Below are 24,659 nucleotides of genomic sequence, written 5' to 3' on the forward strand. Positions count from 1 at the left end.
TCCGTTCTTCCGCTCCCCCGAAGGGGCCTTTCCCAGGGGACCCCCGCCACCACGGACCCGTCACGGGGATCGAGACGGTCGCGTGACGAACCACCTGGACAACCATCGTGGTCACCGCACCACCGGAGGGATGAACGCGCGCCGCAGATGCACCGGCAGCACCCGCCTCCGGTACCACGCGCTGGCGTAGGCGTCGTCGAAGGGGTCGATGTCACCACGGGCGGCCGCCTCACCCGCCTCGGTGAGGACCTCGGGAGTCAGCGGGCGCCCCCGCAACAGCCGCTCGGCCGACACCGCGCGCACCGGACGCGGGGCGACGCCGCCAAGCGCGATCGCGGCGGAGGCGACCACGCCATCGGAGGTGACCCCACCGTCAGAGGTACGGGTCACGGAGGCGACGGTCACGATCGCCGCCGAGTTGAGGCGGCGGCGCATGGCCTTGTGGTAGTACCAGGTGCCCGGCTCCGGCAGCGTAGCCCGTACCGCCACGACGACCTCGCCCGACCCGACCCCGGAACCCAGCACGTCGGCCACCGGCGCGTCGCGCCGTCCGTCCGGCCCGGCGATCTCGCAGGTCGCGTCGAGGGCGAGCAGGCAGACGGCCAGATCGCCGTACGGCTGCGCGACGAACAGGTTGCCACCCACAGTGGCTTGGTTGCGGATGGTCGGAGAGCCGATCGTCCGCAGCGCGGGGCGCAGGAAGGCGAGCCCGGGATGCTCGCCGACGGCGGCCAGGGTGGCCGCCGCCCCGATCCTGGCCACCCCGTCGCGCGCCTCGACGCCGTCCAGCCCCGCCCGGCGCAGGCTGATCAGCTCGGTCACGGACGCGGCCCCGCTGTTCACCAGCGGCATCACCACGGTGCCGCCGCCCATGATCCAGCCACCCCGTGCCGAGCAGGTGACCACGGCCTCGGCGGACTCCGGCACGTGTACCGCCTGGATCACCATGTCGCGGCCCTCCCTGCCCTCGGCGTCTAATTATCGATAATTGATTATCGAGGTAGGAGGAGTCAAGATGGCCATCGATAATCGGTAGGATCACTCCATGGCTGATGAGCCCTCCAAGCTGCCGCGTCTCACGCTGGCCCGGCAGATCCGCGATTCGCTGGTCGGCAGGATCGTGTCCGGCCAGTTCAGGCCCGGCGAGCGGCTGGTGGAGACCCGGCTCGCGGCCACGTACGGCACCAGCCAGGCGCCGGTGCGCGAGGCGCTGCGCGAGCTGGAGGTGATGCGGCTGGTGGAGACCCAGCCGCGCCGCGGCACCTTCGTCCGGCCCTTCGTCCAGGAGACACTGCGCGAGAGCTACGTCGTACGGGCGGCGCTGGAGGAGACGGCCACCCGGCTCGCCCTGCTGGCCGGGACCGTACCGGTGGAGGCATTGCGTACGGACGTGGCGGCGATGCGGGCCGCCGCCGAGAGCGGCGACGGCGAGGCATCGGGCCGCGCCAGCGTGTCCTTCCACCGGCGCATCGTCGAGGCCGCGCACAACGAGCTGCTCAAGCTCTCATGGGAGGGCCTGCAGATCGAGGCGCGCACGTCGGTCACGATGGTCGCCACCGAGGTCGACCTGCACGACATCGCCCGCGACCACGCCGACCTGCTGGCCACGATCGAGGAAGGCGACCTGGAGACCGCGTGCCGGCACGCCCGCGACCACCAGTGGCACTACGCCGACCTCCCGCACGACGCCCACGGGCGCACCCGCGACTCCGCCGCGGGCTGACCACCGGCCTCCCGCACCCACGCCCTGGTCATCTGCCGCCAAGTTCATAGTCGGCCCGGGCGGAAGCCACCTCCTGAGCGCAGGACAGGCTGACCTTTCTCCGCACGATGTGGTCGGCGCTACCTCAGCACAGGTGCCGGGGACTGGTATGGACGGTGTGGGCGGCCAGGGCCTCCTCGATCAACGCGTCACGGGAGCCGAAATGGTGGACCACCAGCCATGGGTGACCCTGGTCCCCTCCGCCACCGCACGTGCCGCCATGCCACCGACAGATTTCCGCGAACGACGTCACAGCGCATTCCTGAAACAGGAGTTCCTCCCCTATTCTCTTACTCCGCATGCACGTCGCCGCCCCATGGGGCGGTGACTCGGCGGGCAGGGAGTTCCAGCGGGCGTACATGGAGGACGACGGCCCCGACCTGGTGCTCTCCTGGGCGAGGCGTATGGTCGGCGAGATCGTCGACACGGGTACGGCAGTACGGCAGAGCGTCGACGACTCGGTGGAGGCGGAGGCCGTGTCGTTCCCCAGGAGAAGGACCTAGCGGCTTGACCGCAGCCCATCGGCGCGAGGGCGGGCCGGGGCGGACATGGCCATAGACACCGGTCCAGGGCGCAACATCAGCTCCCCGCGACGGCGTGTTGGCGAGTTACCCATCATCGAGAAGTTCGCCGTCGCCGCGCTGTATATGCGATCCAGAAAACGAGAACACCATGGTGGGCAGCGCCGGTGTACCGGTGTGAGCGGTGACGAGATCACCATGCGGATCTTCATCACCTCTCCCCGCCCGACCACTGATGAACTCCGCGAAGGTGGCGCGGTTGCGACGAGCCGCCGCATGCGGTCGGCGTGCCTTCCAGGGCAGGGGCCTTACAGTCTGCCGGCCACCCGCTGCGCCACGGAGGCGATGCGCCTGCACCGCTCGCGCGGGTCGAAGCGCTGAACATCATCGGGCTCAGTCATCCACAGCGTCACCAGGAATCGCCCCTTCCGGAACACCAGCGCGCCGGCCGATCGGGCATAGGGCCGGGTCACGCAGTACGACTCCTCGCCCGCAGGACGGGTCAGCGGCTGCCCGCCGTCGAGCGGCCTGCTGAAGCCGATAGAGTGCGCGGGCGCGGCATCGGCCATGTAGCTGATGACCTCTACCTGCAGTTTGTACCGGTCAGTGAGGTAGTTGTGCCCTGTGCTCCGCTCGCACCGTGTGTAGACGTAGGCGTACTCGTTCCGGTCGGGGATGCTGGTGCCGATGCTGAAGTTCGTCCTGCCGGCCGCGCTGCCGAACTCCTCCCCGACGAACGGCGCGGCCGGCCGGTGGAACAGCGTCTGGAAGTCCTTGGCGTCGATGAGGGCGCACGCAGGCGCCGGCTTCGCGGTGATCAGAGGGCTGTTATAGGCGATAGAAGGGATGCCCGCCGGATCCGCCGAGCGCTCCACCAGGTTGCCGGCGATCGTCGCCAGCAGCGCCCGCTTGAGCTTCGCCTGCCGGGGTCCGCGCTGTAGCGACAAGTCCACTTGCACGACCGTGTTCTTCAGCCGTAGAACGTAGTACAGGTAGTCGATGGTCTCGTTCACCCGGCTCGAGCTGGGCTTGCGCTCCCGCACCGTCACGTCGCCGATCGCCGGCCTCGTGCTGTAGCGATCGAAGGAGTAGTCCATGGCGCGGGAACTGGTGTAGCTCTCCTGAAAAACCGAGATCTTCACCGGGGACTTCGGCAACAGCACGTACTCGCAGCTGTTCGGCGGGTCGCTCGGGACGAACAGCCCGCCCTTCTCGATCGGACCGTTGCCCTGCCCGTCGAAGTAGGAGCGCCGGTACGATCCGATCAGGGGATTGGGATGTAGAAGCAGCCCGAGCTTGGTCAGATCGGCGAACGTCAGCAGAGTGCAGGCTGAGATGACCGGTGAGCCGGCGTACCGGCGCGGCGAGCGGCCGGGTTTCGCCACCAGCGGCCCAGGATCGGCGATCCCCTCCGCCTCCTCCCCTGTCAGCCCGTCGTAGCCGTCACGCTCGACCGTCTTCAGCTTGCCGCCGCCCTTGGCGATGTCCCGCCCGGGCTCCGGCGAGGCGGTGCGGTCTCCCCGTGCGCTCGGACGGACATCGCCTCGCAGCTTGGGCACCACCACGAAGCCGACGGCGATCACCAAGGCGGCTATCAGCAGCCCAGAGACGCCCAACAGCGCCGCCATACACCCCGACTTCCTGCGCCGCCGCGGGGGCGGTGGCCCTCCCTGCGCATACGGCGGGCCAAGGGGGTAGGACGGTTGCGGCTGCTGCGCATTCCCGTACATGCCCTGCGGCCCGCTACTGGCATGGCGTGGTTGGCCCTGCGGCTGCCACGCACCGGGCCCGGCCTGGTAGGGCGGCTGTGCCACGAGGCCTCCGTTCGCTGATCGCTACTAGCTCGGTCCACTGGCCTCCGTAGAGGAGCCTGGCAAAGGGGGAGCGTAGCTCTCCGATGGCGACCAGCCGTAACACTTCCGGCTTTAGTGAACCTTTCGGGCCAGGCTCTGCAGAGGAAGAACGAATAATGGATCGATCTCCGTGCACGGGTGAAGCAATCGTCGCCGGCAGTGTCCCCGAGCCGGACGCGGCCATGAACCATGGCTGCATCGTCGCTGACGACGTACGGGACGCCCTTGGCGTTGGCGTCCGGCCGGCGGATCCGGTGCGCATAGGTGATCATGGCGGCCGCGGCGGCCGCTAAGCTGCTCCGGCCCCCTACTCAGAACGCGGAAAGCCCCCCGATGCGCGTAACTAGGTTCTTCTGGTCGGCGGCCGTGGCGCTGTCGCTGTGGAAACTGCTGGTCGAGCCGCTGCTCACCGAAACGGTGATGGTCCGCTGCGGCGGTGACGGGTGGATGGACTGGCCCCAGCCCGTTCCGGCTGCCCAGGTGGCCGGCTTCCTCGGTGACTGGGCCGTCTGGCTCCAGCCCGTACTGCTGGCGCTGGCCGCGTGCTGGGCGATCCGGTCGTGGCCCCGGGGCGGTCCCAACGCGAGCCGGGGCAGTTCCTTGCTGCCCGTCACGCTGGGACTGGTGGTCGCCCTGCTCCCCGCCGCGCTGGCCGAGGCCGAGGAGCGGCTGTCTCCCGACCTGCCCTTCGCCTGGCAGGAGTGCCTGTACGCGCAGGTGCCGCCGCCGTCGTTCTTGGTGCTGCGCCTGATCTTGGTCTGGTTGCTCTCCCCCGCCACCATGGTCCTGCTGGCCGGGATCGCGGGCGCGGGGACTCGGCCGCGTCTGACCGAGTTGCGCGCCGCCGGGGTGGCGGTGGCGGCCGTTGTACTGGCCGCGTTCCTGCTCACCGCGCTGATCGGGCTGCCGGTCAACGCCGACGGCACCCCGCGTTTCGCGGTGGCCGGCGTGGACCGGCCGTACGTGCTCGACCTGGAGTCCGGCGAGCCGGTGAGCCTGCTGCCCGAGGCGACGCGGACCTACTTTCAGTACGATCGCATCGTCCGCGACACCGAACCCGGCCACTACGTCGCGGCGCTCACCAGCCCGTCGAGCCGTTACTCCCGCCTCTACCGGCTGTCCATGAGCAACGAGGGCCGGATCACGGTCGGCGAGCAGCTCACTCCCACCCTCAAGGGCACGGTCAGCGGTCTGGCCGTCTCGGCCGAGGGCCGCATCGCCTACGGGCGGATCACAGGCGAAACCCACTTCGCGGGCACCCTGGAACGCGAATGGCCGGTCAGCGGCGATGGTCTCCAGTGGCTGGACGCCCGGATTCTCGCGCTCCCCGAGCACAGAGTCCCGACCGGCGGCCTGACCACCCTCGACGTGGGCACGGGCGCGATCGGGGAGGTCGCCGTGCCGCCCGAGCCCGAGTTGACCCGTTCGCTCCTGTCCCTGCCCGGGGGGCGGCAACTGCGCACGTTAGGCAGGCCGGCTCGCACGCTCGTCCTGTATGAGGGGACGCGGCTGGTCAGGAAGGTCCTGGCGGTGGACTGCGGCCTCATCCAATCGCTGGCGCTGAACCCGTCCGGTCGGTACGTGCTGGTCGGCGTCAACCGGGAGGCCGCGGAGATGGACCAGCCGCCTCTGGCCGGACCGCCTCCGTGCGGCGGGGCCCGCTCACAACTGCTGCGCCTCGACCTCGAAACCGGTCACACCCAGGTGGTTCCCGTCAAGCAGAATCCACCCTTGGTGCATGCATGGTGACAAGGGAAGTCGACGACGACACCGCTCTAGTGGCTGGCGTTGTCGTAGGTGAAGGAGACGAATCCAAGGGAGTCAAGGCGTCCCTGGTGCTCCGTCGAGAGTCCGGCCAGGGCCATGGTCGCGCCCGAAGCGGCGGCGACGTGCTCCTGTGCGGTGACGAGGGCGGTGATGCCGGTGGAGTCCCAGAACGTCATGCCGCTCAGGTCCAGGACGAGCCGCAAGCGCTTGGTCGTCGAGATCAGGTCCTCGACGGTGGCGATGACGTCCGGAGCCGTCCGCTGGTCGAGATCGCCCACCAGGCTCAGTGTGGTGCGGCCGTTCTGGGAATGGCGGGTCAGCTTGAAGGCGGGGCGGAGCGGGCTGGGCAGCGCGAAATCCACGGTGACGACGGTGCCGCCGGGGTCCGCGCTTCGGCCCTCGGGCAGCCCCGCCTGGCTCGCGTGCGCCTCCAGTGTCGCCCGCAGCGCGTAGAGCGAGCCGCGGTCGAAGGCCTGGTCCAGGAGTACGGCCGACTCGACCGGGCCCTCCGGATGCCGCTGATCCTCCAGCTCTCCGGAGGACGACGTCGGGCGGCCGGGTGGCCGGTTACCCGTCATGAGTGGCCACCAAGCTGAGTCCGGGCAGCGCGGAGGCACCGAGCAGGGCGAATCGCGGGCGGATGGCCGGGCTGCAGCGCAGTGTCGCTCTGCGCGGCTCGGGCAGGCTACGGACGGCGTCAATGATCATACGAGCGCTGGACAGGTCGATGAAGGAGAGTTCGGCCATGTTAACGGTGATGTCGTCATCGACCCGAATGGTTTCGCTCAGGGCCAGCCTGAGCGCGTCTTCGGCCGACCGGTCGAGCTGCCCGGCCAGCCGGATGCCCGGCGGGGCGTATTGGCGGCAGATGCGGAGCAGCGCGTCGTGGTGATAGGTGGCCGCGGCGACCATATGGGGAGCAGGCGGGACGCCGTGCTCCCCGGCACGTCCACACTATGGGGCACTGGGCCGAAGCGGCGGAACCGCGTTCCGTGCCCGCTCAAGGGCCTGGTCGGGCCACCACTGACCGGCGGCCGGGGTGACGATGCCATACGCCGGGTCCGCCGGTCCCGAGGTGCCCCGCGTGCACTGGCCGTTGGAGAACCCCGGGCTGTTGAGCCACAGCGACGCGTCGGCCAGCGGGCTGCCGGTGTCGGCGGTCGGCCGGGCCCCCGCGCCCCTGCCCGGAGGGTTGCACCATTCGTCCGGTGCCGGGAACCGCCCGGCCGGCGGCTGCCACTCGCCTGTCCCGTTCCGGCTCGTGTCGATGACGAAGTGCGGCAGACCGGGCGCGGCGTCCGGTACGGCGGCAAGGGCCGCGTCGGCGCACGAGGTCGTCCGCGACGCCGCCCTCAGGTAGACACATCTGGACAGCTTCGCGGCGTACGCGAGTGAGCGGGCGGTCGGGCGGTAACCGACCGCGTTGACGTAGAAGCCGTCGGCGCGGACCGCCCCCGCGTTGACCAGCCGGTCGGCGATCTGCGTGAACGCGGGCCACCCCGCCAGCCCGCCATCGAGGTAGACGGCGGTGCCGGCCAGGCCGGTGAGGGTCTCCACGGCGTAGGAGAGATCGGCGTACCGCTGGACGGCGGCGATCTCCCCGCCCTGCGGGCACTCCGGGCTGCCGGGCAGCCGGGCCAGGGCGCTGGGCTCCAGGGCGACCACGGCGGGCCGGTTTCCGATGCCCTCGGCGACGGCGTCGATCCAGGTGCGGTAGGTGGCGGTGTTCGGGGCGCCGCCGTTCCAGCAGTCACGGCCCGGGATGTTGTTGGTGACGAACACGGGGACAGTCCGCTGCTGATCCGCCTGGGTGACCGTCTCGCGGACCGTACGGGAGATGTCGGCGGGTGAGCCGCCGCTGAGCCAGATGGCCTGGGGGACCTCCGACAGGGACCGCATCAGGGCGGCGTCGGCCGTCCTGCCCTGCGCCGACCAGGTCCGCGCCTGGCGGGCCGCGTCGGTGTCCGGCTGCGCGTAGAAGCGGACGCCGGCGGCGCGCAGGGGGTTCTCGCCGGGGAGTTTCCGCCACCGCGTGCCCGCGTCCTGCGCCACGGCGGGGTCGTCGGCGGGGCGCGCGGACGGGCCGGGAAGCAGGGGGGCGCGGTGGGTGATCGCCAGGGAGGTGACGATGGCGCCCGCCGTCACCAAGGCGAGGGCGGCACCGCCCCACACCCGCCGTCGTCTCGACACCCGCCGCCTCGACGTGGCCCTGCGGCGGCGGCGCCGGTCCTTGCCCGCCCCGGCGACGACGCCGCCTCCTGGCTCCGGAGTGGTCGGCTGGCTCCTGGAATCGCCCCCCGCCGGCTCGGCCCCGAACGCTTCGAATGACGCGCCCGGAGGCTGGGGGTCGAGCGCGTCGGCCGAGGTCTCGCTCACGGGGGCAGGTGGCCGAGCGCCGAGACGGGGCTCGGTGGCGAGCGCGTCCGCCGGAGCCAAAGCGGCAGCGGGCGGGGCGGCGGCGGCGGTGGGCGGGACGGTGGCGGCGGGTGGCAGGCGTGTGGTCGGGCCCTCGGCGAACGCCTCCACCAGCTCCGCCGCCGTCGGCCGCGCCCCCGGGTCCTTGCTCAGCGCCCGTGGCACCAGTTCCCCGAGCACCCCCTCCAGCTTGGGGAGCACCGGATCGTCGTGGACCACCCGGTAGAGCACCTCGTGCCCCGCCCCGTAGCCGAACGGCGGCTGCCCGCAGGCCGCGAAGACCACCACCCCGCCCCAGGCGAAGACGTCGGAGGCCGTCGCGAGCGGCAGCCCCCGTACCTGTTCCGGAGACATGTACGCCGGCGTGCCCATCCTGGTGACGGAGAGGGTGGTGGAGTCGGCCGCGAAGGCGAGGCCGAAGTCGATGACCTTCGGGCCCGCCGGGGACAGCAGGACATTGGACGGCTTGAGGTCCCGGTGGACGACGCCCGCCGCGTGGATCGCCCCCAGCGCGACCGCCATGCTCATGGCGAGCCCTTCGAGCTCCGAGCCCGCCATCGGTCCCCACTCCTTGACCGCGCTGTACAGCGTCGGCCCCGGCACGTACTCGGTCACGACGTAGGCCAGGTCGCCGTCCAGATCGGCCTCGAGCACGGGAGCCGTGGAGAAGCGGGCGACCCGCTGCGCGGTGGCGACCTCGCGGCGAAAGCGCCGGCGGAACTCCGGGTCGCCGGCGAGGTGCCGGTGAATGACCTTGATCGCCACCAGGGTCCGCGACCCGCCCTCGGCGAGGTAGACCACGCCCATCCCGCCCGCGCCCAGCCGGCGGATGATGCGATGGCCGCCGACCCGCCGGGGGTCACCGCCGATCGTCCCGTCCACCGCGTCGCCGTGCTTGGTGCCGTGTGCCATCGCCTGCCCATCCAGAAAGACGCCAGGTCCTGTCCAGAAAGGCGCCAGGTCCTGCTGACGCCTGCACGCAACAGGACTTTCCGCTCCAGACAGTCGTCAGAAGGTACGGCTCCCACGGCACCCGGGTTCAGGCACGCCGCGGACCGCCGAAATACGGCAACCCGTGAATCGGGCATTAACCTGCCCCGATGATCCGTTACGTATCGTGAGATCCACTCTGACGACGAGGCGGGGAGTTGTGATGCCCGATACGACGATTGATGTCGCGGCGCTGAAGCGGCGCATGGGCCGAGTGGGGGTCTGGAACAGCACGCTGGGCGGCGAGTCGGCCTCCTTCGAGCGGGACGCGGCTGCCGAGATCGAGAGTCTGGGCTACGGGACCCTATGGGTGGGTGAGGGGCCGAAGGCCAAGGAGGCGCTGGTCCATTCGGCCATCCTGTTGAGCGGAACGCGGCAGATGATGATCGCCACCGGCATCGCCAACATCTGGGCCCGGGACGCCACCGCCGTTGCGACCGGGGCCAACGCCCTCGCGGAGGCGTACGACGGCCGGTTCGTGCTCGGCCTCGGCGTGAGCCACGCGCCCTTGGTGTCGGCGCGAGGCCATGACTACAGCAAGCCGGTGTCCGCTATGCGCGCGTACCTCGATGCCATGGACGCGTCGGAGTACGGCGGCCCCCTGCCCGAGCCGGCGCCGCGGCTGCTGGCCGCGCTACGACCCAAGATGCTGGACCTGGCCGCGAAGCGTGCCCAGGGCGCGCACCCCTATTTCGTCACCCCGGAGCACACCGCGCGCGCCCGGGCGGTCCTCGGCCCCGATCCGGTGCTGGCACCGGAGCAGACGGTCCTGCTCGAGACCGACCCGGAGCGGGCCCGGCAGATCGCCCGCGGTTTCACGACGCACTACCTCGCGCTGCCCAACTACGCCAACAACCTGCGCGAGCTGGGCTGGGACGACAAAGACCTCGCCGACGGCGGCAGCGACGCCCTGGTCGACGCCATCGTGGCCTGGGGCGACCCGGAGACGATCATCGCGCGGGTACGGGCCCACCTCGACGCCGGCGCCGACCACGTCTGCATCCAGCCGCTCGCCGAGACCAGCGGCGAACTGCTGGAACACCTGCGCATCCTGGCCCAAAGCGACGTGGTCTCGAGCTGACAGTCCCGGCGCGACTCGCCGTCCCACCTCACGCCGCGGGCTCGCCGCCGCCCAGGACGCCTCACGCCGCAGGCTCGCCCTCCCCCAGGACACATCGGACGCGGTGCTCCTCGCCGTAGGTGGGGATCTGGCCGGCGCACGCGTCGGCGGCGTACGGGCAGCGGTTCCGGAACAGGCACCCACTGGCGACGGGCGGCCCGCTCCTGCGCTCCTGCCGGGCGGGCCGTCCGTCCTCGTGCGCCGCCCACGGGTCGGGGGCGGCCTCGGCCAGCAGCCGGGTGTACGGGTGCCGCGGCGCGAGGATGACGTCGTCGGCCGGGCCGCGCTCGACGATCTGCCCCCGGTACATGACCATGATGTCGCGGGCGAAGTAGCGCGCGGTGGCCAGGTCGTGCGTGACGTAGAGGACGGCCAGCTCCTCCTCCCTCTTGAGCCGGTCGATCAGGTTGAGGATCTCCAGCCTGATCGACACGTCCAGCATCGAGACCGGCTCGTCGGCCAGCAGCACCTTGGGGCGGGGTGCCAGCGCACGGGCGATCGCCACCCGCTGCCGCTGGCCGCCGGACAGCTCGTGCGGATACCTGCGGGCGTAGGCGGCGGGCAGGTTGACCCGCTCCAGCAGTTCTTCGGCCGTGCCAGGCGTCTTGTGGATCTCCAGGGGGCGGCGCAGGTGGTAGCCGATCGTGTGGGCCGGGTTGAGCGAGGCGAACGGATCCTGGAAGACCATCTGAACGTCTTTGCGGTAGTTCGAGGTCTCCAACCGGATCTCGCCCGAGGTGGGCTTGGCGAGCCTGGCCAGCATGCGGGCGATCGTGGACTTGCCGCTGCCGCTCTCCCCCACCAGCGCGGTGGTCTCGCCGGAGCGCAGCTCGAAGGAGACGTCGTCGACCGCCCGGAGGTGCTCCTTCCTGGACAGCCTGAAGGTCTTGCTCAGGTGGCTGACCGTCATCGAGGTCATGAGATCACCTCATGGTCGGCGTGGTCGAAGCGGCGTTCCCGCAGGCGCCGGTCGGGGCGGGCTGGGTGCAGCCTGCGGTCGTACTGCAGGCAGGCCACCAGGGAGTCCTGGATCGAGTCCAGCTCGGGCTCGTGGGTGTGGCAGCCCTCGAACGCGTACGGACAGCGGGGCGCGAACGAGCAGCCCGTCAGCTCCTTCGACAGGTCGGGCGGGCTGCCGGGGATGCCGTGCAGCGCCTGGCGTTCGCCGCGCAGGCTGGGGAAGGAGTTGAGCAGGCCGACCGTGTAGGGGTGGCGGGGCTGGAGGAGGGTGTCCTTGCTGGTGCCGTACTCGACGATGCGACCGCCGTACATGATCGCGAGATGGTCGCTGATCTCCAGCAGCAGCGACAGGTCGTGGGTGATGAAGACGACGGCGAAGCCGAACATCTCCCGCAGCCGGTCGATCTCCTCCAGGATGTCGCGCTGCACCACCACGTCCAGCGCCGTCGTGGGCTCGTCCAGGACGACCACGTCGGGGTTGAGCGCCATGGCCATCGCGATCAGCACCCGCTGGCGCATGCCGCCCGACAGTTCGTGCGGGTAGGCGCCGATGCGCCCCGGGTCGATGCCGACCAGCTCCAGGAGTTCGCGGGAGCGCTCCTCCCGCTCGCGCCTGGACATCGACGGCTCGTGGGTGGTGAACACGTCGTGGAGCTGGCGCCGGACGCTGAGCACGGGATTGAGGGCGTTCATGGCGCTCTGGAAGACCATGGCCACCCGCCGCCACCGGAAGCGCCGCAGCTCCTCCCCCTCCAGGGCCAGCACGTCGATGGGGTCGCCGTCCTTGGGGTGGAAGGCGACCTCGCCGGAGGTGGTCCGGCCGGGCGGCTGCAGCAGCCGGTTGATCGCGTACGCCAGCGTCGACTTGCCGCAGCCGCTCTCGCCCGCGATGCCGAGCACCTGGCCGCGGCCCAGCTCGAAGCTCACGCCGCGGACCGCGCGGGTCTGCCCATAAGCCACGCTCAGGTCGCGTACGGACAGGACGGTGTCGTTCATGCGGCCGCCTTTCGCAGTCGCGGGTTCATCAGCTCGTCGATGCTGAAGTTGATCAGTGAGAGCCCGGTGCCGAGCGCGGCGATGAACAGCCCCGGCGGGACGAACCACCACCAGGAGCCCATGGAGAGCGCGGAGCCGTTCTGGGCGTAGTAGAGCATCCCGCCCCAGGAGGTGACCGCGCCGCCGCCGAGGCCGAGCGCGGACAGTCCCGACTCGGTGAGGATGGCGCCGATGATCGCCCAGACGAAACCGGAGGCGATGACGGGAACGAGGTTCGGCAGGATCTGGAAGACCATGATCCGCCAGCCGGGCTCGCCGCTCACCCGGGCCGCGTCCACGTAGTCGCGGTTGCGCAGCGACATGACCTGGGAGCGGATGACCCGCGCGGGGCCCGCCCAGCTGATCAGCGAGATGATCAGGGCGTAGGTGAACGGGCCGCCGTCCTCGACGTAGTCGGCGACCAGGATCAGCAGCGGCAGCGTGGGGATGACCAGGGCGACATTGCTGAGCAGGGAGAACGCCTCGTCCACCCAGCCGCCGAAATAGCCGCCGACCACGCCGATGAGCAGCGAGCCCACCGTGCCCAGCACCCCGGCGGTCACACCGATCAGCATCGACCCGCGCGTGGCGTACATCAGCTGGGCCAGCACGCTCTGCCCGGTGTCGGTCGAGCCGAGCCACTGCTCCGCCGAGGGTGGTTCGAGCCGGCCGGCCACGAGGGCCTCGGGGTCTCCGGCCAGGATGGGGCCGGCGATGGCGAGCAGGGCGAAGAAGCCGACGATCACCAGTCCGGCGACGAGCTTGCCCGATCTGGGCAGGCCGAGCACCCGGTCCCGGGGAGCGGCCAGGGTCACAACAGCGGTCACTGCCTCAGCCCGCCTTCCGCACTCGGGGGTCGATCAGCCCGTACAGCAGATCGACCAGGAAATTGGCGGCCAGCACGGCCACCGAGATGATCAGGAAGAGGCCCTGCATGAGCGGGTAGTCGGCGCTGCCGACGGCCTGCAGCAGCGCGAACCCCACGCCCGGGTAGGAGAAGACGACCTCGGTGGCGACCTGGCCGCCGACGAAGAAGCCGAGCATGATCGCGAACCCGGTCACGTTGGGCAGGACGGCGTTGCGGGCCGCGTACGCGACCATCACCCGGCGCGGCCGTAACCCCTTGGCCTGCGCCATGACCACGTAGTCCTCGGCCATGGTCGAGACCATCATGTTGCGCATGCCGAGCAGCCAGCCCGCGATGCCGGAGATCACCAGCGTGAGCGCGGGCAACGCGCCGTGGCAGAGCACGCTGCCGATGAAGTCGCCGGTGAAGCCCATGCGTACGTGGGCGTAGTCATAGGCGCCGTTCAGCGGGAACCAGCCGAGCCCGGCCCCGAGGAAGAACAGCAGCAGCAGGGCCAGCCAGAAGTACGGGATCGCGGCCAGGAACGTCGTGGTCGGGATCAGCCCGTCCAACCAGCTCCCCCGCCGCCACCCGGCCACCATGCCCAGGCCGACGCCGAGCCCGACCGTGATCAGCAGCGCTATCGACACCAGCCCGAGCGTCCAGGGCATCGCCTGGCCGATCACGGTGCCCACCGGGGCGGGGTAGTAGGTGACGGAGGTGCCGAGGTTCCCGGTGGCCAGCTGGCGGAGGTAGGCGAAATACTGGACCCACAGCGGGTCGTGGCTCACCCCGAACATGACCTCCAGGGCCTTGCGGAACTCCGGCGGCGGGGGCTGCCTGGTCTGGAAGCGCGACAGGATGATGTCGACCGGGTTGCCCCTGATCAGGCGCGGGATGAGGAAGTTGATCGTGAGTGCGGCCCACAGCGCCACCGCGTAGAAGCCGAGCTTGCGCCAAAGGTATGCCATGTGATTCTCCCCGGGCGACCGGGGCACGCGGCCCCGATCGCGTCCTCGTCGTTGCTACTGCACCGGCTGGAGGTTCTTGGCCACGATGCCGTTGTCGGGGTGGGAGAAAGGCAGGCCGAGCGCGTACGGGTTCTGCTCGCTGGGCCACCCGGTGACGTTGGCGGTCCGGAACTCGGCCAGGGCGCTGGACTGCTGCAGCGGGATGTAGGGCAGGTCGGCCACGACGGCGTCCTGGATGGCGTAGATCGCCTGCTTGATCGCGTCCGTCTGCTCCGGCGGGGTGTCGGCGATGACCTTCAGCGCGGCGTCCACGGCCGGGTTCTTGTAGCGGGCCATGTTCTGGTTGGCCGGGGGGATGCTCTTGCTGTTGAGGATGTTGTCGTACATGTAGTACGGGTGCGGGCCGCCATAGGCGTTCCACATCATCAGCTGGAAGTCGCCCTTCTGCTGCATGTCGACGAAGGCGTTGAAGGAGACCTCCTTCGACTTGAACTCGATGCCGACCTCCTTGAGCTGCTGCCTGATGACCTGGGCGGCCGAGACGTAGTCGGTCCAGCCGCTCACCAGGTGACAGGTCACGGACAGGCGCTTGCCGTCCTTGGCGTAGTAGCCGTCGCCGTCCTTGGCGTATCCGGCCGCCTCCAGGGTCTGACGGGCCTTGTCCTGGTTGAACTCCAGCTTCGCCGTGGCGTACTTGGGCGAGAGGTAGTCCTGGAACAGCGGCAGCACTATGCCCGCCGGGCTGGCCGGCTTGCCGAACCCGGCGAACGCCAACTCGATGATCTTGTCGCGGTCGAGCCCGAGGTTGATGGCCTGCCGCACGGCCAGGTCGTTCATGGGGGCCTTGGTCAGGTTCGGCACCAGGTTGGTGACGTAGAGCTGCGACTCGTTCTTGTAGGCGTTGTGCTCGGGGTCCTTGGCCACGAACTGCTTGTCGGGGTCGGCCATGAACATGCCGCCCCAGTCGAGCTGCCCGGTGACCATCGCCTGGAGGGAGGCGTCGTTGTTGTTGTACGACCAGAACCGCATTCCGGCGATCTTGGGCTTGCCGGTGTCCCAGTGGTTCGGGTTCTTGACCATCGTGTAGCTCTGCGGCGTGAACTCGCCCATCATGAACGGCCCGGTGCCGACCGGTTTGGCGTTCGTCTCTTTGGTGGGCTTGTCGATCTTCTCCCAGATGTGCTTGGGCACCATGTACTGGTGGCCGGCCACGTCCCACAGCTTGGTGTACATCTTCTCGGTAAAGCTGATCTTCACCTGGGTGGGGCTGAGGACCTGGGCGTCCTTGGTGTTGCTGCCGCCCGCGTTCAGGTCCTTCTTGTCGCGGCGGTAGAGGAAGTTGAACGCGACGTCCTCGGCGGTGAACGGCTTGCCGTCGCTCCACTTCACGCCGTCGCGGAGGGTGAAGGTGATCGACTTGCCCTCGTCGCCGAACTCGTACTTGGTGGCCAGCAGGGGCTGGACGTCACCCGACTTCGACTGGTTGAAGAACATGAGCGTCTCGTAGATCATCCCCCAGGTGCCCAGGAGGTTGGGCGCGCCCTGGACGAGGGGGTTGAGGTTCTCGTTGAACTGGCCGGTGCCGGCGATGACGTTCACGATGGTGTCTTTGGCGGCACCCCCGGAGGCGGCGGCGGGACCGGAGGAGGGGGCGGTGCTGCCGGCGGTCAGTGGCACCCCGCCGCCGGAGCAGGCGGTGAGGAGGGCGAGCGTGGCCGCTGCCACGAGCACCATGGTTCTTTTCACCGAGGTTCTTCTCATGTACTTCTCCCAGGGGGGTTAGGCAGAAGGGCGGAGCGGTCGTTCACCCACCTCATGGGCACATCAGCCCCGATTTCCCGATTTATCGTGAAGCGATGGCTTTCGCCGGGCAGGAGGGTGATGAGCTGGTCGTCCACCTCGGCGTCGGGGTGCACCTGGTCAGGGAAGATCGCCAGGTCCCGCACCAGCGTGTGCGCGCTGACGATCACGTCACGCCCCTCGACCGTCACCGTGCACCGCCCCTCGGGCAGGTCGAGGTCCTTGTCCGGCAGGAAGAACCACAGCGCCCTGCGCTCCCCCGCGCGCACCGCGATCAGCTCTCTGGCCGGGTCGACCGGCTCGCCCACGCCGAGGGGCACCGTCACCGCGCCGCGCGGCGCCACCTCGAGGTCGAAGCTCTCGGCCCGCAGCTCCGTGCCGTCCACGCCGAGCCGCGCGGCCACCGCGCCGCTCACCCACGGCTCGTCGGTGTCGTTGACCGCCACCAGGGCCAGCCCGCCGTCGCGCGGCTGCACGGTCAGCAGCCGGTCGGCGTACGCCCGGCGCAGCGCGTGGAACAGCGGTTTCTTGCGCCCGTCGCCGTCGATCGCGGACCACGAGGTGACGGGCCAGCAGTCGTTGAGCTGCCATACGACCGTGCCCGCGCAGTGCGGCCACAAGGACCTGAAGTGCTCGACGCCGAGCTGGATCGCCCTGGCCTGGTTGACCTGCGTGAGGTAGTGCCAGTCGGCGAAGCCGGCCGGCGGCGCGAAGTGCGGCTTGAGCCCGGCGACCAGCTTGAGGTCCCCGTCGATCGCCTTCTGGTGGACGCGCATGCCGGGCGAGTCGGGCGTGAGCGGCTCGTCGGCGATGGCCCGCTTGATGGTCGCGTAGGTGGCGGGCCCCTGGAAGCCGAACTCCGAGACGAACCGGGGCCGGTATTCGCGGTAGGCCGTGTAGTCGCGTTCGTTCCAGACGTCCCAGATGTGGATGTTGTGGTGGTCAGGGTCGTTGGGATGGACGTCCATCGACCCCGAGTACGGGCTGCCCGGCCAGTACGCCCGGCCGGGATCGAGCTCGGCCACGATGCCGGGCAGCAGGTCGAGGTAGTAGCCCGCGCCCCAGGTGCGGCCGGCCAGCCGCTCGCGCCAGTGCCAGTCGAAAAAGCCCCAGATGTTCTCGTTGTTGCCGCACCACAGGGCCAGGCTCGGATGCGGCATGAGGCGGGTGACGTTCGCGCGGGCCTCGGCCTCGACCTCCGAGCGCAGCGGCTCCTCCTCCGGATAGGCGGCGCAGGCGAAGGGGAAGTCCTGCCAGACCAGCAGCCCGAGCTCGTCGCACAGGTCGTAGAAGTCGTCGCTCTCGTAGAGCCCGCCGCCCCAGACGCGCATCAGGTTGACGCCGGCCTCGCAGGCCTGCGCGAGACGCTCGGCGTAGCGGGCGCGGTCGATCCTGACCGGGAAGCAGTCATCGGGGATCCAGTTGACGCCCTTGGTGAAGATCGGGCGGCCGTTGACCACGATCGTGAAGGCGCCGCCGGCCGTGTCCAGCTCGACCGTCCTGAAGCCGATCTTCCCCTGCCACGTGTCGAGGTCGTCGCCGAGCGTCACGGTCAGCTCATGCAGCGGCTGCTCGCCGTACCCGCGTGGCCACCAGAGCTCGGGCCGGTGAATCTCGACCTCGAGTACCGCCGTGTCCGATGAGAGCGCTCCCATGACAGACCTGCCGCAGACGGTGGCGGTGATCTGCAGTTCCTCCTGTACGGCCGGTACGGCCCGCTCGACCTCGACATGCACGGCGACCCGGGCGACGCCGTCGGCGACGGTCACCACCGGCCGTACGGCGGCCAACCGGGCGCCGCTCCACTCGTGCAGCCCGATCGGCCGCCAAATGCCCGCCGTGACCAGGGCAGGACCCCAGTCCCAGCCGAAGTTGCAGGCCATCTTCCTGATGAAGTTGTAGGGCTCGGTGTAGGCGCCCGGCCGGTCTCCGAGTTCCTCCTTCAGCCGCTCGGCGTACTCCCCCGCCGGCCGGAAGGTCACCGCCAGCCGGTTGGTCCCGATGCGCAGCGCGGAGCGGACGTCGAAGCGGTAGGAGCGGTGCATGTTCGCGGTCTCGCCCACGCGCACGCCGTTGAGCTCGATCTCGGCCACGGTGTCGAGCCCTTCGCAGACCAGATCGGTGCGCTCGTGCTCGGTGCCGTCCCACGAGAACTCCGTCTCGTAACGCCACTCCGTACGCCCCACCCAGGCCAGGAGGGTCTCGTTGTCGTCGAGGTAGGGATCCGGGATCAGACCGGCGGCGAGCAGGTCGGTGTGCACGCAGCCGGGCACGGTGGCCGGAGCCCGCACGTCGCCGCTCGCCGAGCGGACCGTCCAGGAATCAGGCAAGGGGCGGAGCGGGGTCATCAACCCTCCGGACTCGAGCAGCGGGGATTGGCTGACATGCCATCACTAAACCCGTTTAGTTGCAATGATTAGTCGGGCACATTTCCGCTCGGTTACTGAACCGATTCAGGGCAGGGGGCCGTGCTCCCCCTGCTCACCAGGCACGGCTCGGCCTGCTGCGAGTCGGCCACCTCCCGGCCCTGGACCAGGCTGAGCAGCGACCGGGCGGCGTGGGCGCCGAACGCGGCGATGTCCCTGCTCACCGCCGTCAGGTGCGGCCGGGCCAGCAGGCACAGGGCGGAGTCGTCCCAGGCCACGACGGACAGCTCGGCGGGCACCGAGAAGCCCGCCTCGCGAGCGGCGGCGGTGCCGGCCACGGCCATGACGTCGTTGTCGTACACGATGGCGGTCGGCCTGTCGGGTCCGCGCAGCAGGTCGAGGGTGGCCCGCTCGCCGCTCTCGCCGCTGTAGTCGGCGTACACGGTGACCGCCGTCACGCCCAGCCTGGCTGCCGCCTCGCGCATCGCGGCGGTCCTGACGCGGGTGTGCCTGAGCTCCTCCTGCCCCGCGACCCTGGCGATCCTGCGGTGCCCCAGCCCGGCCAGGTGCGCCATCACCACGCCGATCGCGCCGGCGTCGTCGCTCCAGACGGCGGGCAGCCGCCCGGTCCCCTCCGGTCCGCCGATGACCACGGCGGGCAGCTTCAGCTCCTCCAGCACGGCGATCCTGGAGTCCTCGGCCCTCAGGTCGACGACGAACACCCCGGCGACCCGGTGCTGCGCCCACCATTTCCGATAAATCGCGATCTCGGTTTCGTGGTCCTCGGTCATCTGCAGCAGCAGCCCCACGGACTCCGCCGACAGCGTGGACTCGATGCCGGAGATCAGCTGCATGAAGAACGGCTCCAGACCGAGCGTGCGCGCCGGCCGGTCCACGACGAGGCCCAGCACGTCGGGCCGCCCGTCGAACAGGGCCCTGGCCAGGCTGTTCGGCTGCCAGCCCAGCTCGGCGGCGATGGCCTGGATCCGGCGGCGGGTCTCGCTGGAGACACCGGGACGGCCGTTCAACGCGAACGACACCGCGCCCTTCGACACGCCGGCCCGGCGGGCGATGTCGTCGATCGTGGGTCGCTTCATCCGGCCGCCCCTGGGTTTACCGGTTCAGTTATCACACCATGCTCGCGCAGCGTCGCGACGTCCTGGGCTGACAACCCGAGCTCGGCCCGCAGCACCTCGTCGGTGTGCCGGCCCACCTGCGGCGCGGCCTCTGGCGGCGACTGCTCGCCGTCCATCACCACGGGCGAGCCGGGCGCCCAGTGGCCGCCCACTCCTGGCTGCTCGACCGCTCCCATCAGCGGGTTCTCGCCCAGCAGCGCGGCGAGCTCGGTGAAGCTGCGATATCTCGACCACAGCACCCGGCCGGCCCGCAGCGCCGACTCGGCCTCGGCCAGCGTACGGCCCTCGAACCAGCCCGCGAGCAGCTCGCCGAGCACCTTGCGATGCCGGTAGCGGGCCGCCTCGTCGGCGAAGTCCACGCCGAGCGCGGTGGCCAGCGCGCTGACCACGTCGGTCAGGCCGGTCGCGGCCAGCAGCCCGCGCCAGTGCCGGGCGGTCAGCGCCACGACCATCAGCCGCCCGCCGTCGGCCGTAGTGAAGTCGCGGCCGAAGGTGCCGTAGACGTAGTTGCCGCCGCGTTCCCTCGGTGTGCCGCTCAGTTGCGCCTCGGCGAGGTAGCCGAGGTTCCCGGCGGTCGCCAGGGCGACGTCCTCCAGCGCGACCCGTACCTGCTGCCCCTCGCCCGTCAGCAGGCGGTGCCGCTCGGCGGCCAGCAGCCCGACCGCCAGGTACAGCCCCGCGGCCACGTCCCAGGCGGGCACCAGGCTGTTCACCGGCTCCGCCACGTCCTCCGGGCCGGTCAGCAGGGGGAACCCGGTCGCCGCCTGCACCGTGTAGTCCACCGCGGCCCCGCCGTCGCGCCGGCCGGTGAGCAGCACGTGGATCACGTCGGGGCGGCGCGCGCGCAGCGCCTCGAAGGACAGCTCCGGGTAGCGCTCGGAGTTGCTGATCACGATCCCGCCGCGCGGCCCGCCGCTGACGATCAGCTCGCCGACGAGTGCGCGACCCTCCTCAGCGGACACGTCCACCTCGATGGCGCGCTTGCCCTTGTTCAGTCCCGACCAGTACAGGCTCGTCCCGCTCTCGGCCAGTGGCCAGCGCGTACGGTCGACCGCGCCGCCGACCGGCTCGACCCGGATCACGTCGGCGCCCAGCTGAGCCAGCGTCATCCCGCTCAGCGGGGTCGCCACATAGCTGGAGATCTCGACGATCCGCAGGCCGCGCAATGGCCGCGAGCGCCGGGTGTCCGTCACCGGGCCGCCCCCTTGAGCACGAAGACATCAGCAGTGAGACGATAGCCGCCCTTCTGCGCTTCAGGGGATCAGGGCAGCCGTGAGACCTGATAGTGGTCGATCAGCCAGTCGTCGCCGACCCGCCGCGCCAGCACGCACAGGTTGACCGTCACGACCGGCCGGTCGGTGAAGGTGAAGTCGACGTGCAGGTAGCCGAGGACGAGGTCGTCGGCCATCCGGCGGGTCTCCAGGATGGTGTACGCGGCGGTCATGCCGAGCGGCTGCGAGTCGTAGTACTCGGCGACGCTCTCGGGGCCGACGCCGTACGGGTGCAGCCCTTGGAAGATCACGTCGTCGGTGAAGTACGACGCCACGCGCTTGGGGTCGTGCGCGTCGACGGCGCTCTTCCATCGGTCCAGGACGGTGTGCAGGATCTCGGTCTCGGTACCGGTCATGGCGCTCTCCTGTCAGTGGTCGTGATGGGCGTCGGCTGGGCGGTGTCGACCAGTCGGGGCAGGGGGCCGAGGTGATGCGGGAAGCGGTGGCGCAGCGGGCCGGCCGCGACCGCGGCCAGGGCGACGAGTGCGGCGCCGACGAGCAGCGCCTGGTGGTAGCCCTGGCGCAGGAGCGGGGTGACGACCAAGGGGCCGAGGATCTGCCCGACGCTGTAGCCGGTGGCGAGGATGGCGACCGCCCGCGGGATCCGCAGGTGGGCGCCGATGGCCAGGGTGAGGGAGGCGATGCCGAGGAATGTGGCGCCGAACAGCACCGCCGAGACCAGGGCCGCCGCGACCCCGCCGGCCAGGACCGGTAGCGCGATGCCGACGGCCTGCACGACGAGCGCGACGAGAAGGAGTGTCGGCCGCGACCATGTGCGGCTGAGCCATGCCCACAGCGCCGACGAGGGCAGGGCGGCCAGCCCGACGAGGATCCAGGCGGAGCTGCCGACCCAGCCGGGCGCGGTCTGGTCGATCGCGGCGACCAGAAAGGTGCCGGCGATGATGTACCCGGTCCCTTCGAGGGTGTAGCTGACCAGCAACGCGCCGAACCAGCGCAGCCCGACGGCGGCACCGCGGCGGGACGGCACCGGCGCCGCCGCGTCGGACGACGCCAGTGCCGGGTGGGACGACGCCGGTGCCGCGTCGGACGACGCCGGCCCGGTGTGCAGCCGCCAGGCCAGGGCCGTGAACACGGCGGTCAGTACGGCCGTGGTCCACCACGCCTGCTGCCACGTACCGGCGGTACGGAGGATCAGCACGACGACGCCGGACAGGGCGATCCCGGCGCCGATGCCGCCGAAAGCCCATCCGGTGAGGTGGTGTGCGTGGCCGCGCAGCCCGGTGAGCATCGCGTTGACCGCGACGACGAAGATCAGCGAACTCGCGATGCCGGCGACCAGCCGGAGCAGCCACCAGAGAACGCCGACGTGCGTGATCGGCATCAGGGCCAGTGTGACGATCAGGACCACCAGCGACAGGCGCAGCGTCAGCCGGGAGGCGCCCATCGCGGGGACGATGATCGGGGCGACCGCGCCGAGGAGGTAGCCGATGTAGTTGGCGGTGGCCAGTTGCGCGCCGAGCTGCGGCGACAACCCGGCTTGCGCGTGCATCAGGGGCAGGATCGCGGTGTAGGCGAAGCGGCCGATGCCCACGCCCGCCCCCAGCGCCGCCGCGCCCTGCCCGACGACCCGCCAGGGCCGCTCCAGCGAGGTCGCCTCGATCGTCTGCTCTGGTACGGCTGTCAACACGCGCCTTTCTCTCGGCTCTTACGTCAAGGTGTGGTGTGGCGGCGGCACCTCTTAACGGCGGGTGCGGCGTACGGCAGATGAGGCGGGTGGCAGGTGGGGTGGGCGGCAGTGGGGCGAGCGGCGCCTGCGGTCACCGACCGCCCCGCTTCGCCCCCGGCTCAGTGACCGGCTCAGTGACCGGCTCAGTGACCGGCTCAGTGACCGGCGCTCTGCCCGCCGTCGACGTGCAGAATCTCGCCGGTGACGAACGGAGCGTGCTCGAGATAGACGATCGCGTCGACGATGTCGCCGATCTCGCCCATCCGGCCGACGGGGTGCAGGCCGGCCAGGAATTCGTGGGTCTCGGCCGGGTGCATCGGGGTGCGGATGACGCCGGGCGCGACCGCGTTCACCCGGATGCCCCGGGTGGCGTACTCGGTGGCCAGAGATCTGGTGACCGCGTTGAGGCCACCCTTGGTCAGCGACGCCAGCGCGGACGGCACCTTGCTGTTGGCGTGATCGACCAGGCTGGTGGTGATGTTGACCACGTGTCCGCCGCCCTGGCTGAGCATCACCTCGATGGCCCGCTGGGAGATCTCGAAGAACCCGCGCAGGTTGATCCCCGTCACGAGGTCGTAGTCCTCGTCGGTGTAGTCGGTGAAAGGCTTGGCCACGAAGACGCCGGCGTTGTTGACCAACGTGTCGATGCGGCCGAACGCCTCCAGCCCCTGCTCGATGACGCGCGCCCCGACGCCCGGGACGGCGATGTCGCCGGCGACGGCCCGCACCATGGGGTCGTCGGAGTCCGCGATCGACCGGGAGTTGGCGACGACCGCGTAGCCGAGCTTGCGGTAGGCGGTCACCAGCGCCGCGCCTATGCCCTGGGACGCACCGGTGATCACGGCGACCTTTGGCGTACTCATTGGTTTCCCCCTCGGGAGATGATTGTGGACCTGCGGCACCCGCACCGCTCCTGGGCGGTGCCGGCGTGTGGGGGGAGTGGCTCGGACGGCCGGCGGTTGTGTCCCGACCCGGCCGGGGGCCATGCCTTCCATCGTGCACCCAGCGGTCGGCGTCCCGCCACGACCGGCTTGCTCCCTGCTAGTAGGCGCAGCCTCCTACCGCACTACGATGGGCGGGTGGAGCTACGCCAGCTGCGCTATTTCGTGGCGGTGGCCGAGGAGCTGAACTTCGGCCGCGCGGCGGCCCGGCTGCGCATCGCCGGCCCGTCGCTCTCCCAGCAGATCAAGGCGCTGGAGCGGGACCTGGGGGTGCGGCTGTTCGACCGCGACCGCCGCTCGGTCGCGCTGACCCAGGCCGGGGAGGCGCTGCTGGTCCCGACCCGGGCGCTGCTGGAGCAGGCTGACGAGCTGCGCCGGTCCGCGGCCCGCCTGACCGCCCCCGAACCGGTCCGGCTCGGGTACGTCAACTGGCGGCCCCCCGACCTGGCCGGCCGCGTGTCCGGCATCGCGCAACTGCACGTCGACGCGTGGGTCATGCCGTCGCACACCCAGGCCGGCCGGGTCGCCGACGGCAGCATCGACCTGGCCATCTGCTGGGTTCAGACCGACGACCTGGCCGGCTACGACCTCGACGCCCGGCTGATCGGCGCGGATCGGCTCCACGCGATCTCCATGGGCGCCGACACGTCCGTGGTCCGGGCCAAGGACACTCTGGTGCTGCTGGACACCGACACCGTCACCTGGGACTCCTGGAACCGCTACGCCAAGGAGTTCGCCCGCGACACCGGATCCCAGGCCGTGCACATCGACGATGGTGGCATCACCGGCCCGGCGTTCTTCGACCACGTACGCCGGCTGCGCCGCCCCGTCATCAACTCACCGAAAGGCCAGACCGCTCCCCTGCCGCCCGATCTCGTCCGGCGACCGGTGGTCGACCCGTCGCCGTACTGGAGCTGGGCCCTCGTGTGCCGCCACGGCGAGCAGCGCGGCGCCGTACGAGCCGCCGCCGAAGCCCTGACCCGTGATGTCGGCAGGCTCGGCCTGGACGCCGACACGGCCTGGCTGCCGATCGGCGACCCTTTCCGCGTCCCAGGGTCGACCGGCCCGAGTCGCTCGGACGCGGCGACCACGGCGTGACCACGTCCACCAGAAACTCCACCGCTCCCTCCTCACCGGACACCAAGGGGACCACCATTAACTTCGTCAAGAATTGAATTCCGCCCGAAGCGCACTTACGCTCCAGAGATCCGATGTCT

Annotated in this window: 21 protein-coding genes; 5 read left to right on the forward strand and 16 right to left on the reverse strand. The window is 70.5% G+C overall.

Annotation, left to right across the window (positions count from 1 at the left end; genetic code table 11):
* Positions 1 to 111: 111 nt before the first annotated feature.
* The gene (locus LDL49_RS28940; protein ID WP_225295371.1) at positions 112 to 948 is read right to left on the reverse strand and encodes an FAD binding domain-containing protein; all 837 of its coding nucleotides are present in this window, start codon (positions 946 to 948) and stop codon (positions 112 to 114) included.
* Between the two features lie 97 nt (positions 949 to 1,045).
* On the opposite strand from LDL49_RS28940, the gene LDL49_RS28945 reads away from it, so the two are divergent.
* Together LDL49_RS28945 and LDL49_RS28950 are read left to right on the forward strand one after the other, a co-directional pair.
* On the forward strand, positions 1,046 to 1,723 hold the full coding sequence (locus LDL49_RS28945) for a GntR family transcriptional regulator (protein WP_225295373.1): 678 nt from the start codon (positions 1,046 to 1,048) through the stop codon (positions 1,721 to 1,723).
* A gap of 338 nt (positions 1,724 to 2,061) precedes the next feature.
* On the forward strand, positions 2,062 to 2,265 hold the full coding sequence (locus LDL49_RS28950; RefSeq protein ID WP_225295376.1) for a hypothetical protein: 204 nt from the start codon (positions 2,062 to 2,064) through the stop codon (positions 2,263 to 2,265).
* A gap of 326 nt (positions 2,266 to 2,591) precedes the next feature.
* Here LDL49_RS28950 and LDL49_RS28955 read toward each other — a convergent pair whose 3' ends face one another.
* Positions 2,592 to 3,911: a hypothetical protein gene (locus tag LDL49_RS28955; protein WP_225295378.1), complete on the reverse strand. Its 1,320-nt coding sequence runs from the start codon at positions 3,909 to 3,911 to the stop codon at positions 2,592 to 2,594.
* A 558-nt stretch (positions 3,912 to 4,469) separates the two neighbouring features.
* Between LDL49_RS28955 and LDL49_RS28960 the strand changes: the two genes are divergently transcribed.
* Positions 4,470 to 5,885 carry a hypothetical protein gene (locus tag LDL49_RS28960; protein WP_225295379.1) on the forward strand — a complete coding sequence of 472 codons (1,416 nt, stop codon included), beginning with the start codon at positions 4,470 to 4,472 and terminating at the stop codon, positions 5,883 to 5,885.
* 26 nt (positions 5,886 to 5,911) lie between these two features.
* On the opposite strand, the gene LDL49_RS28965 is transcribed toward LDL49_RS28960, so the two are convergent.
* The 3 genes from LDL49_RS28965 to LDL49_RS28975 are packed head-to-tail and all read right to left on the reverse strand — an operon-like array spanning position 5,912 to position 9,230.
* Positions 5,912 to 6,481 (reverse strand): STAS domain-containing protein, encoded by a 570-nt coding sequence (locus LDL49_RS28965; RefSeq protein WP_225295381.1) that lies wholly within the window; start codon positions 6,479 to 6,481, stop codon positions 5,912 to 5,914.
* Positions 6,471 to 6,815 (reverse strand): STAS domain-containing protein, encoded by a 345-nt coding sequence (locus LDL49_RS28970; protein WP_225295383.1) that lies wholly within the window; start codon positions 6,813 to 6,815, stop codon positions 6,471 to 6,473. The genes LDL49_RS28965 and LDL49_RS28970 overlap by 11 nt, the downstream gene beginning before the upstream one ends.
* 42 nt (positions 6,816 to 6,857) lie before the next feature.
* Complete coding sequence (locus LDL49_RS28975) at positions 6,858 to 9,230, reverse strand: glycoside hydrolase family 6 protein (protein ID WP_225295386.1); 2,373 nt, start codon at positions 9,228 to 9,230, stop codon at positions 6,858 to 6,860.
* Positions 9,231 to 9,471: 241 nt separating this feature from the next.
* Between LDL49_RS28975 and LDL49_RS28980 the strand changes: the two genes are divergently transcribed.
* Complete coding sequence (locus LDL49_RS28980; RefSeq protein WP_225295388.1) at positions 9,472 to 10,389, forward strand: LLM class F420-dependent oxidoreductase; 918 nt, start codon at positions 9,472 to 9,474, stop codon at positions 10,387 to 10,389.
* 61 nt (positions 10,390 to 10,450) lie between these two features.
* Here LDL49_RS28980 and LDL49_RS28985 read toward each other — a convergent pair whose 3' ends face one another.
* From LDL49_RS28985 to LDL49_RS29035, 11 genes are all read right to left on the reverse strand, one after another.
* Positions 10,451 to 11,347, reverse strand: a complete 897-nt coding sequence (locus LDL49_RS28985; protein WP_225295390.1) for an ABC transporter ATP-binding protein — start codon at positions 11,345 to 11,347, stop codon at positions 10,451 to 10,453.
* Positions 11,344 to 12,384 (reverse strand): ABC transporter ATP-binding protein, encoded by a 1,041-nt coding sequence (locus LDL49_RS28990; RefSeq protein ID WP_225295392.1) that lies wholly within the window; start codon positions 12,382 to 12,384, stop codon positions 11,344 to 11,346. Before LDL49_RS28990 ends, LDL49_RS28985 begins: the two co-directional genes overlap by 4 nt.
* Positions 12,381 to 13,250 carry an ABC transporter permease gene (locus tag LDL49_RS28995; RefSeq protein ID WP_225295394.1) on the reverse strand — a complete coding sequence of 290 codons (870 nt, stop codon included), beginning with the start codon at positions 13,248 to 13,250 and terminating at the stop codon, positions 12,381 to 12,383. Before LDL49_RS28995 ends, LDL49_RS28990 begins: the two co-directional genes overlap by 4 nt.
* 4 nt (positions 13,251 to 13,254) lie before the next feature.
* A complete protein-coding gene (locus tag LDL49_RS29000; RefSeq protein ID WP_225295396.1) occupies positions 13,255 to 14,241 on the reverse strand; it encodes an ABC transporter permease in 987 nt (328 codons plus the stop codon).
* 54 nt (positions 14,242 to 14,295) lie between these two features.
* Positions 14,296 to 16,002, reverse strand: coding sequence for an ABC transporter substrate-binding protein (locus tag LDL49_RS29005; RefSeq protein WP_225295399.1), 1,707 nt, complete (start codon positions 16,000 to 16,002; stop codon positions 14,296 to 14,298).
* A complete protein-coding gene (locus LDL49_RS29010) occupies positions 15,999 to 18,389 on the reverse strand; it encodes a glycoside hydrolase family 2 protein (protein ID WP_225295401.1) in 2,391 nt (796 codons plus the stop codon). The genes LDL49_RS29005 and LDL49_RS29010 overlap by 4 nt, the downstream gene beginning before the upstream one ends.
* A gap of 92 nt (positions 18,390 to 18,481) precedes the next feature.
* Complete coding sequence (locus tag LDL49_RS29015; RefSeq protein WP_225295403.1) at positions 18,482 to 19,504, reverse strand: LacI family DNA-binding transcriptional regulator; 1,023 nt, start codon at positions 19,502 to 19,504, stop codon at positions 18,482 to 18,484.
* Positions 19,501 to 20,736, reverse strand: coding sequence for a CoA transferase (locus LDL49_RS29020; RefSeq protein ID WP_225295405.1), 1,236 nt, complete (start codon positions 20,734 to 20,736; stop codon positions 19,501 to 19,503). Before LDL49_RS29020 ends, LDL49_RS29015 begins: the two co-directional genes overlap by 4 nt.
* 68 nt (positions 20,737 to 20,804) lie before the next feature.
* On the reverse strand, positions 20,805 to 21,170 hold the full coding sequence (locus LDL49_RS29025; RefSeq protein ID WP_225295407.1) for a YybH family protein: 366 nt from the start codon (positions 21,168 to 21,170) through the stop codon (positions 20,805 to 20,807).
* Positions 21,167 to 22,462 carry a YbfB/YjiJ family MFS transporter gene (locus LDL49_RS29030; RefSeq protein ID WP_372470453.1) on the reverse strand — a complete coding sequence of 432 codons (1,296 nt, stop codon included), beginning with the start codon at positions 22,460 to 22,462 and terminating at the stop codon, positions 21,167 to 21,169. Before LDL49_RS29030 ends, LDL49_RS29025 begins: the two co-directional genes overlap by 4 nt.
* A gap of 194 nt (positions 22,463 to 22,656) precedes the next feature.
* Positions 22,657 to 23,364: an SDR family NAD(P)-dependent oxidoreductase gene (locus LDL49_RS29035; protein WP_225295410.1), complete on the reverse strand. Its 708-nt coding sequence runs from the start codon at positions 23,362 to 23,364 to the stop codon at positions 22,657 to 22,659.
* Between the two features lie 216 nt (positions 23,365 to 23,580).
* On the opposite strand from LDL49_RS29035, the gene LDL49_RS58520 reads away from it, so the two are divergent.
* The gene (locus tag LDL49_RS58520; RefSeq protein WP_308016201.1) at positions 23,581 to 24,540 is read left to right on the forward strand and encodes a LysR family transcriptional regulator; all 960 of its coding nucleotides are present in this window, start codon (positions 23,581 to 23,583) and stop codon (positions 24,538 to 24,540) included.
* The last annotated feature ends 119 nt before the right edge of the window (positions 24,541 to 24,659 follow it).

The sequence above is a fragment of the Nonomuraea aurantiaca genome (assembly GCF_020215705.1).
Taxonomy (GTDB): domain Bacteria; phylum Actinomycetota; class Actinomycetes; order Streptosporangiales; family Streptosporangiaceae; genus Nonomuraea; species Nonomuraea aurantiaca.

What these genes read in the sequence shown, in the direction of transcription:
- LDL49_RS28940 (WP_225295371.1), bottom strand. Translation starts at nt 948, where the DNA reads ATGGTGATCCAGGCGGTACACGTGCCGGAGTCCGCCGAGGCCGTGGTC.
- LDL49_RS28945 (WP_225295373.1), top strand. Translation starts at nt 1,046, where the DNA reads ATGGCTGATGAGCCCTCCAAGCTGCCGCGTCTCACGCTGGCCCGGCAG.
- LDL49_RS28950 (WP_225295376.1), top strand. Translation starts at nt 2,062, where the DNA reads ATGCACGTCGCCGCCCCATGGGGCGGTGACTCGGCGGGCAGGGAGTTC.
- LDL49_RS28955 (WP_225295378.1), bottom strand. Translation starts at nt 3,911, where the DNA reads ATGGCGGCGCTGTTGGGCGTCTCTGGGCTGCTGATAGCCGCCTTGGTG.
- LDL49_RS28960 (WP_225295379.1), top strand. Translation starts at nt 4,470, where the DNA reads ATGCGCGTAACTAGGTTCTTCTGGTCGGCGGCCGTGGCGCTGTCGCTG.
- LDL49_RS28965 (WP_225295381.1), bottom strand. Translation starts at nt 6,481, where the DNA reads ATGACGGGTAACCGGCCACCCGGCCGCCCGACGTCGTCCTCCGGAGAG.
- LDL49_RS28970 (WP_225295383.1), bottom strand. Translation starts at nt 6,815, where the DNA reads ATGGTCGCCGCGGCCACCTATCACCACGACGCGCTGCTCCGCATCTGC.
- LDL49_RS28975 (WP_225295386.1), bottom strand. Translation starts at nt 9,230, where the DNA reads ATGGCACACGGCACCAAGCACGGCGACGCGGTGGACGGGACGATCGGC.
- LDL49_RS28980 (WP_225295388.1), top strand. Translation starts at nt 9,472, where the DNA reads ATGCCCGATACGACGATTGATGTCGCGGCGCTGAAGCGGCGCATGGGC.
- LDL49_RS28985 (WP_225295390.1), bottom strand. Translation starts at nt 11,347, where the DNA reads ATGACCTCGATGACGGTCAGCCACCTGAGCAAGACCTTCAGGCTGTCC.
- LDL49_RS28990 (WP_225295392.1), bottom strand. Translation starts at nt 12,384, where the DNA reads ATGAACGACACCGTCCTGTCCGTACGCGACCTGAGCGTGGCTTATGGG.
- LDL49_RS29000 (WP_225295396.1), bottom strand. Translation starts at nt 14,241, where the DNA reads ATGGCATACCTTTGGCGCAAGCTCGGCTTCTACGCGGTGGCGCTGTGG.
- LDL49_RS29005 (WP_225295399.1), bottom strand. Translation starts at nt 16,002, where the DNA reads ATGAGAAGAACCTCGGTGAAAAGAACCATGGTGCTCGTGGCAGCGGCC.
- LDL49_RS29010 (WP_225295401.1), bottom strand. Translation starts at nt 18,389, where the DNA reads ATGACCCCGCTCCGCCCCTTGCCTGATTCCTGGACGGTCCGCTCGGCG.
- LDL49_RS29015 (WP_225295403.1), bottom strand. Translation starts at nt 19,504, where the DNA reads ATGAAGCGACCCACGATCGACGACATCGCCCGCCGGGCCGGCGTGTCG.
- LDL49_RS29025 (WP_225295407.1), bottom strand. Translation starts at nt 21,170, where the DNA reads ATGACCGGTACCGAGACCGAGATCCTGCACACCGTCCTGGACCGATGG.
- LDL49_RS29035 (WP_225295410.1), bottom strand. Translation starts at nt 23,364, where the DNA reads ATGAGTACGCCAAAGGTCGCCGTGATCACCGGTGCGTCCCAGGGCATA.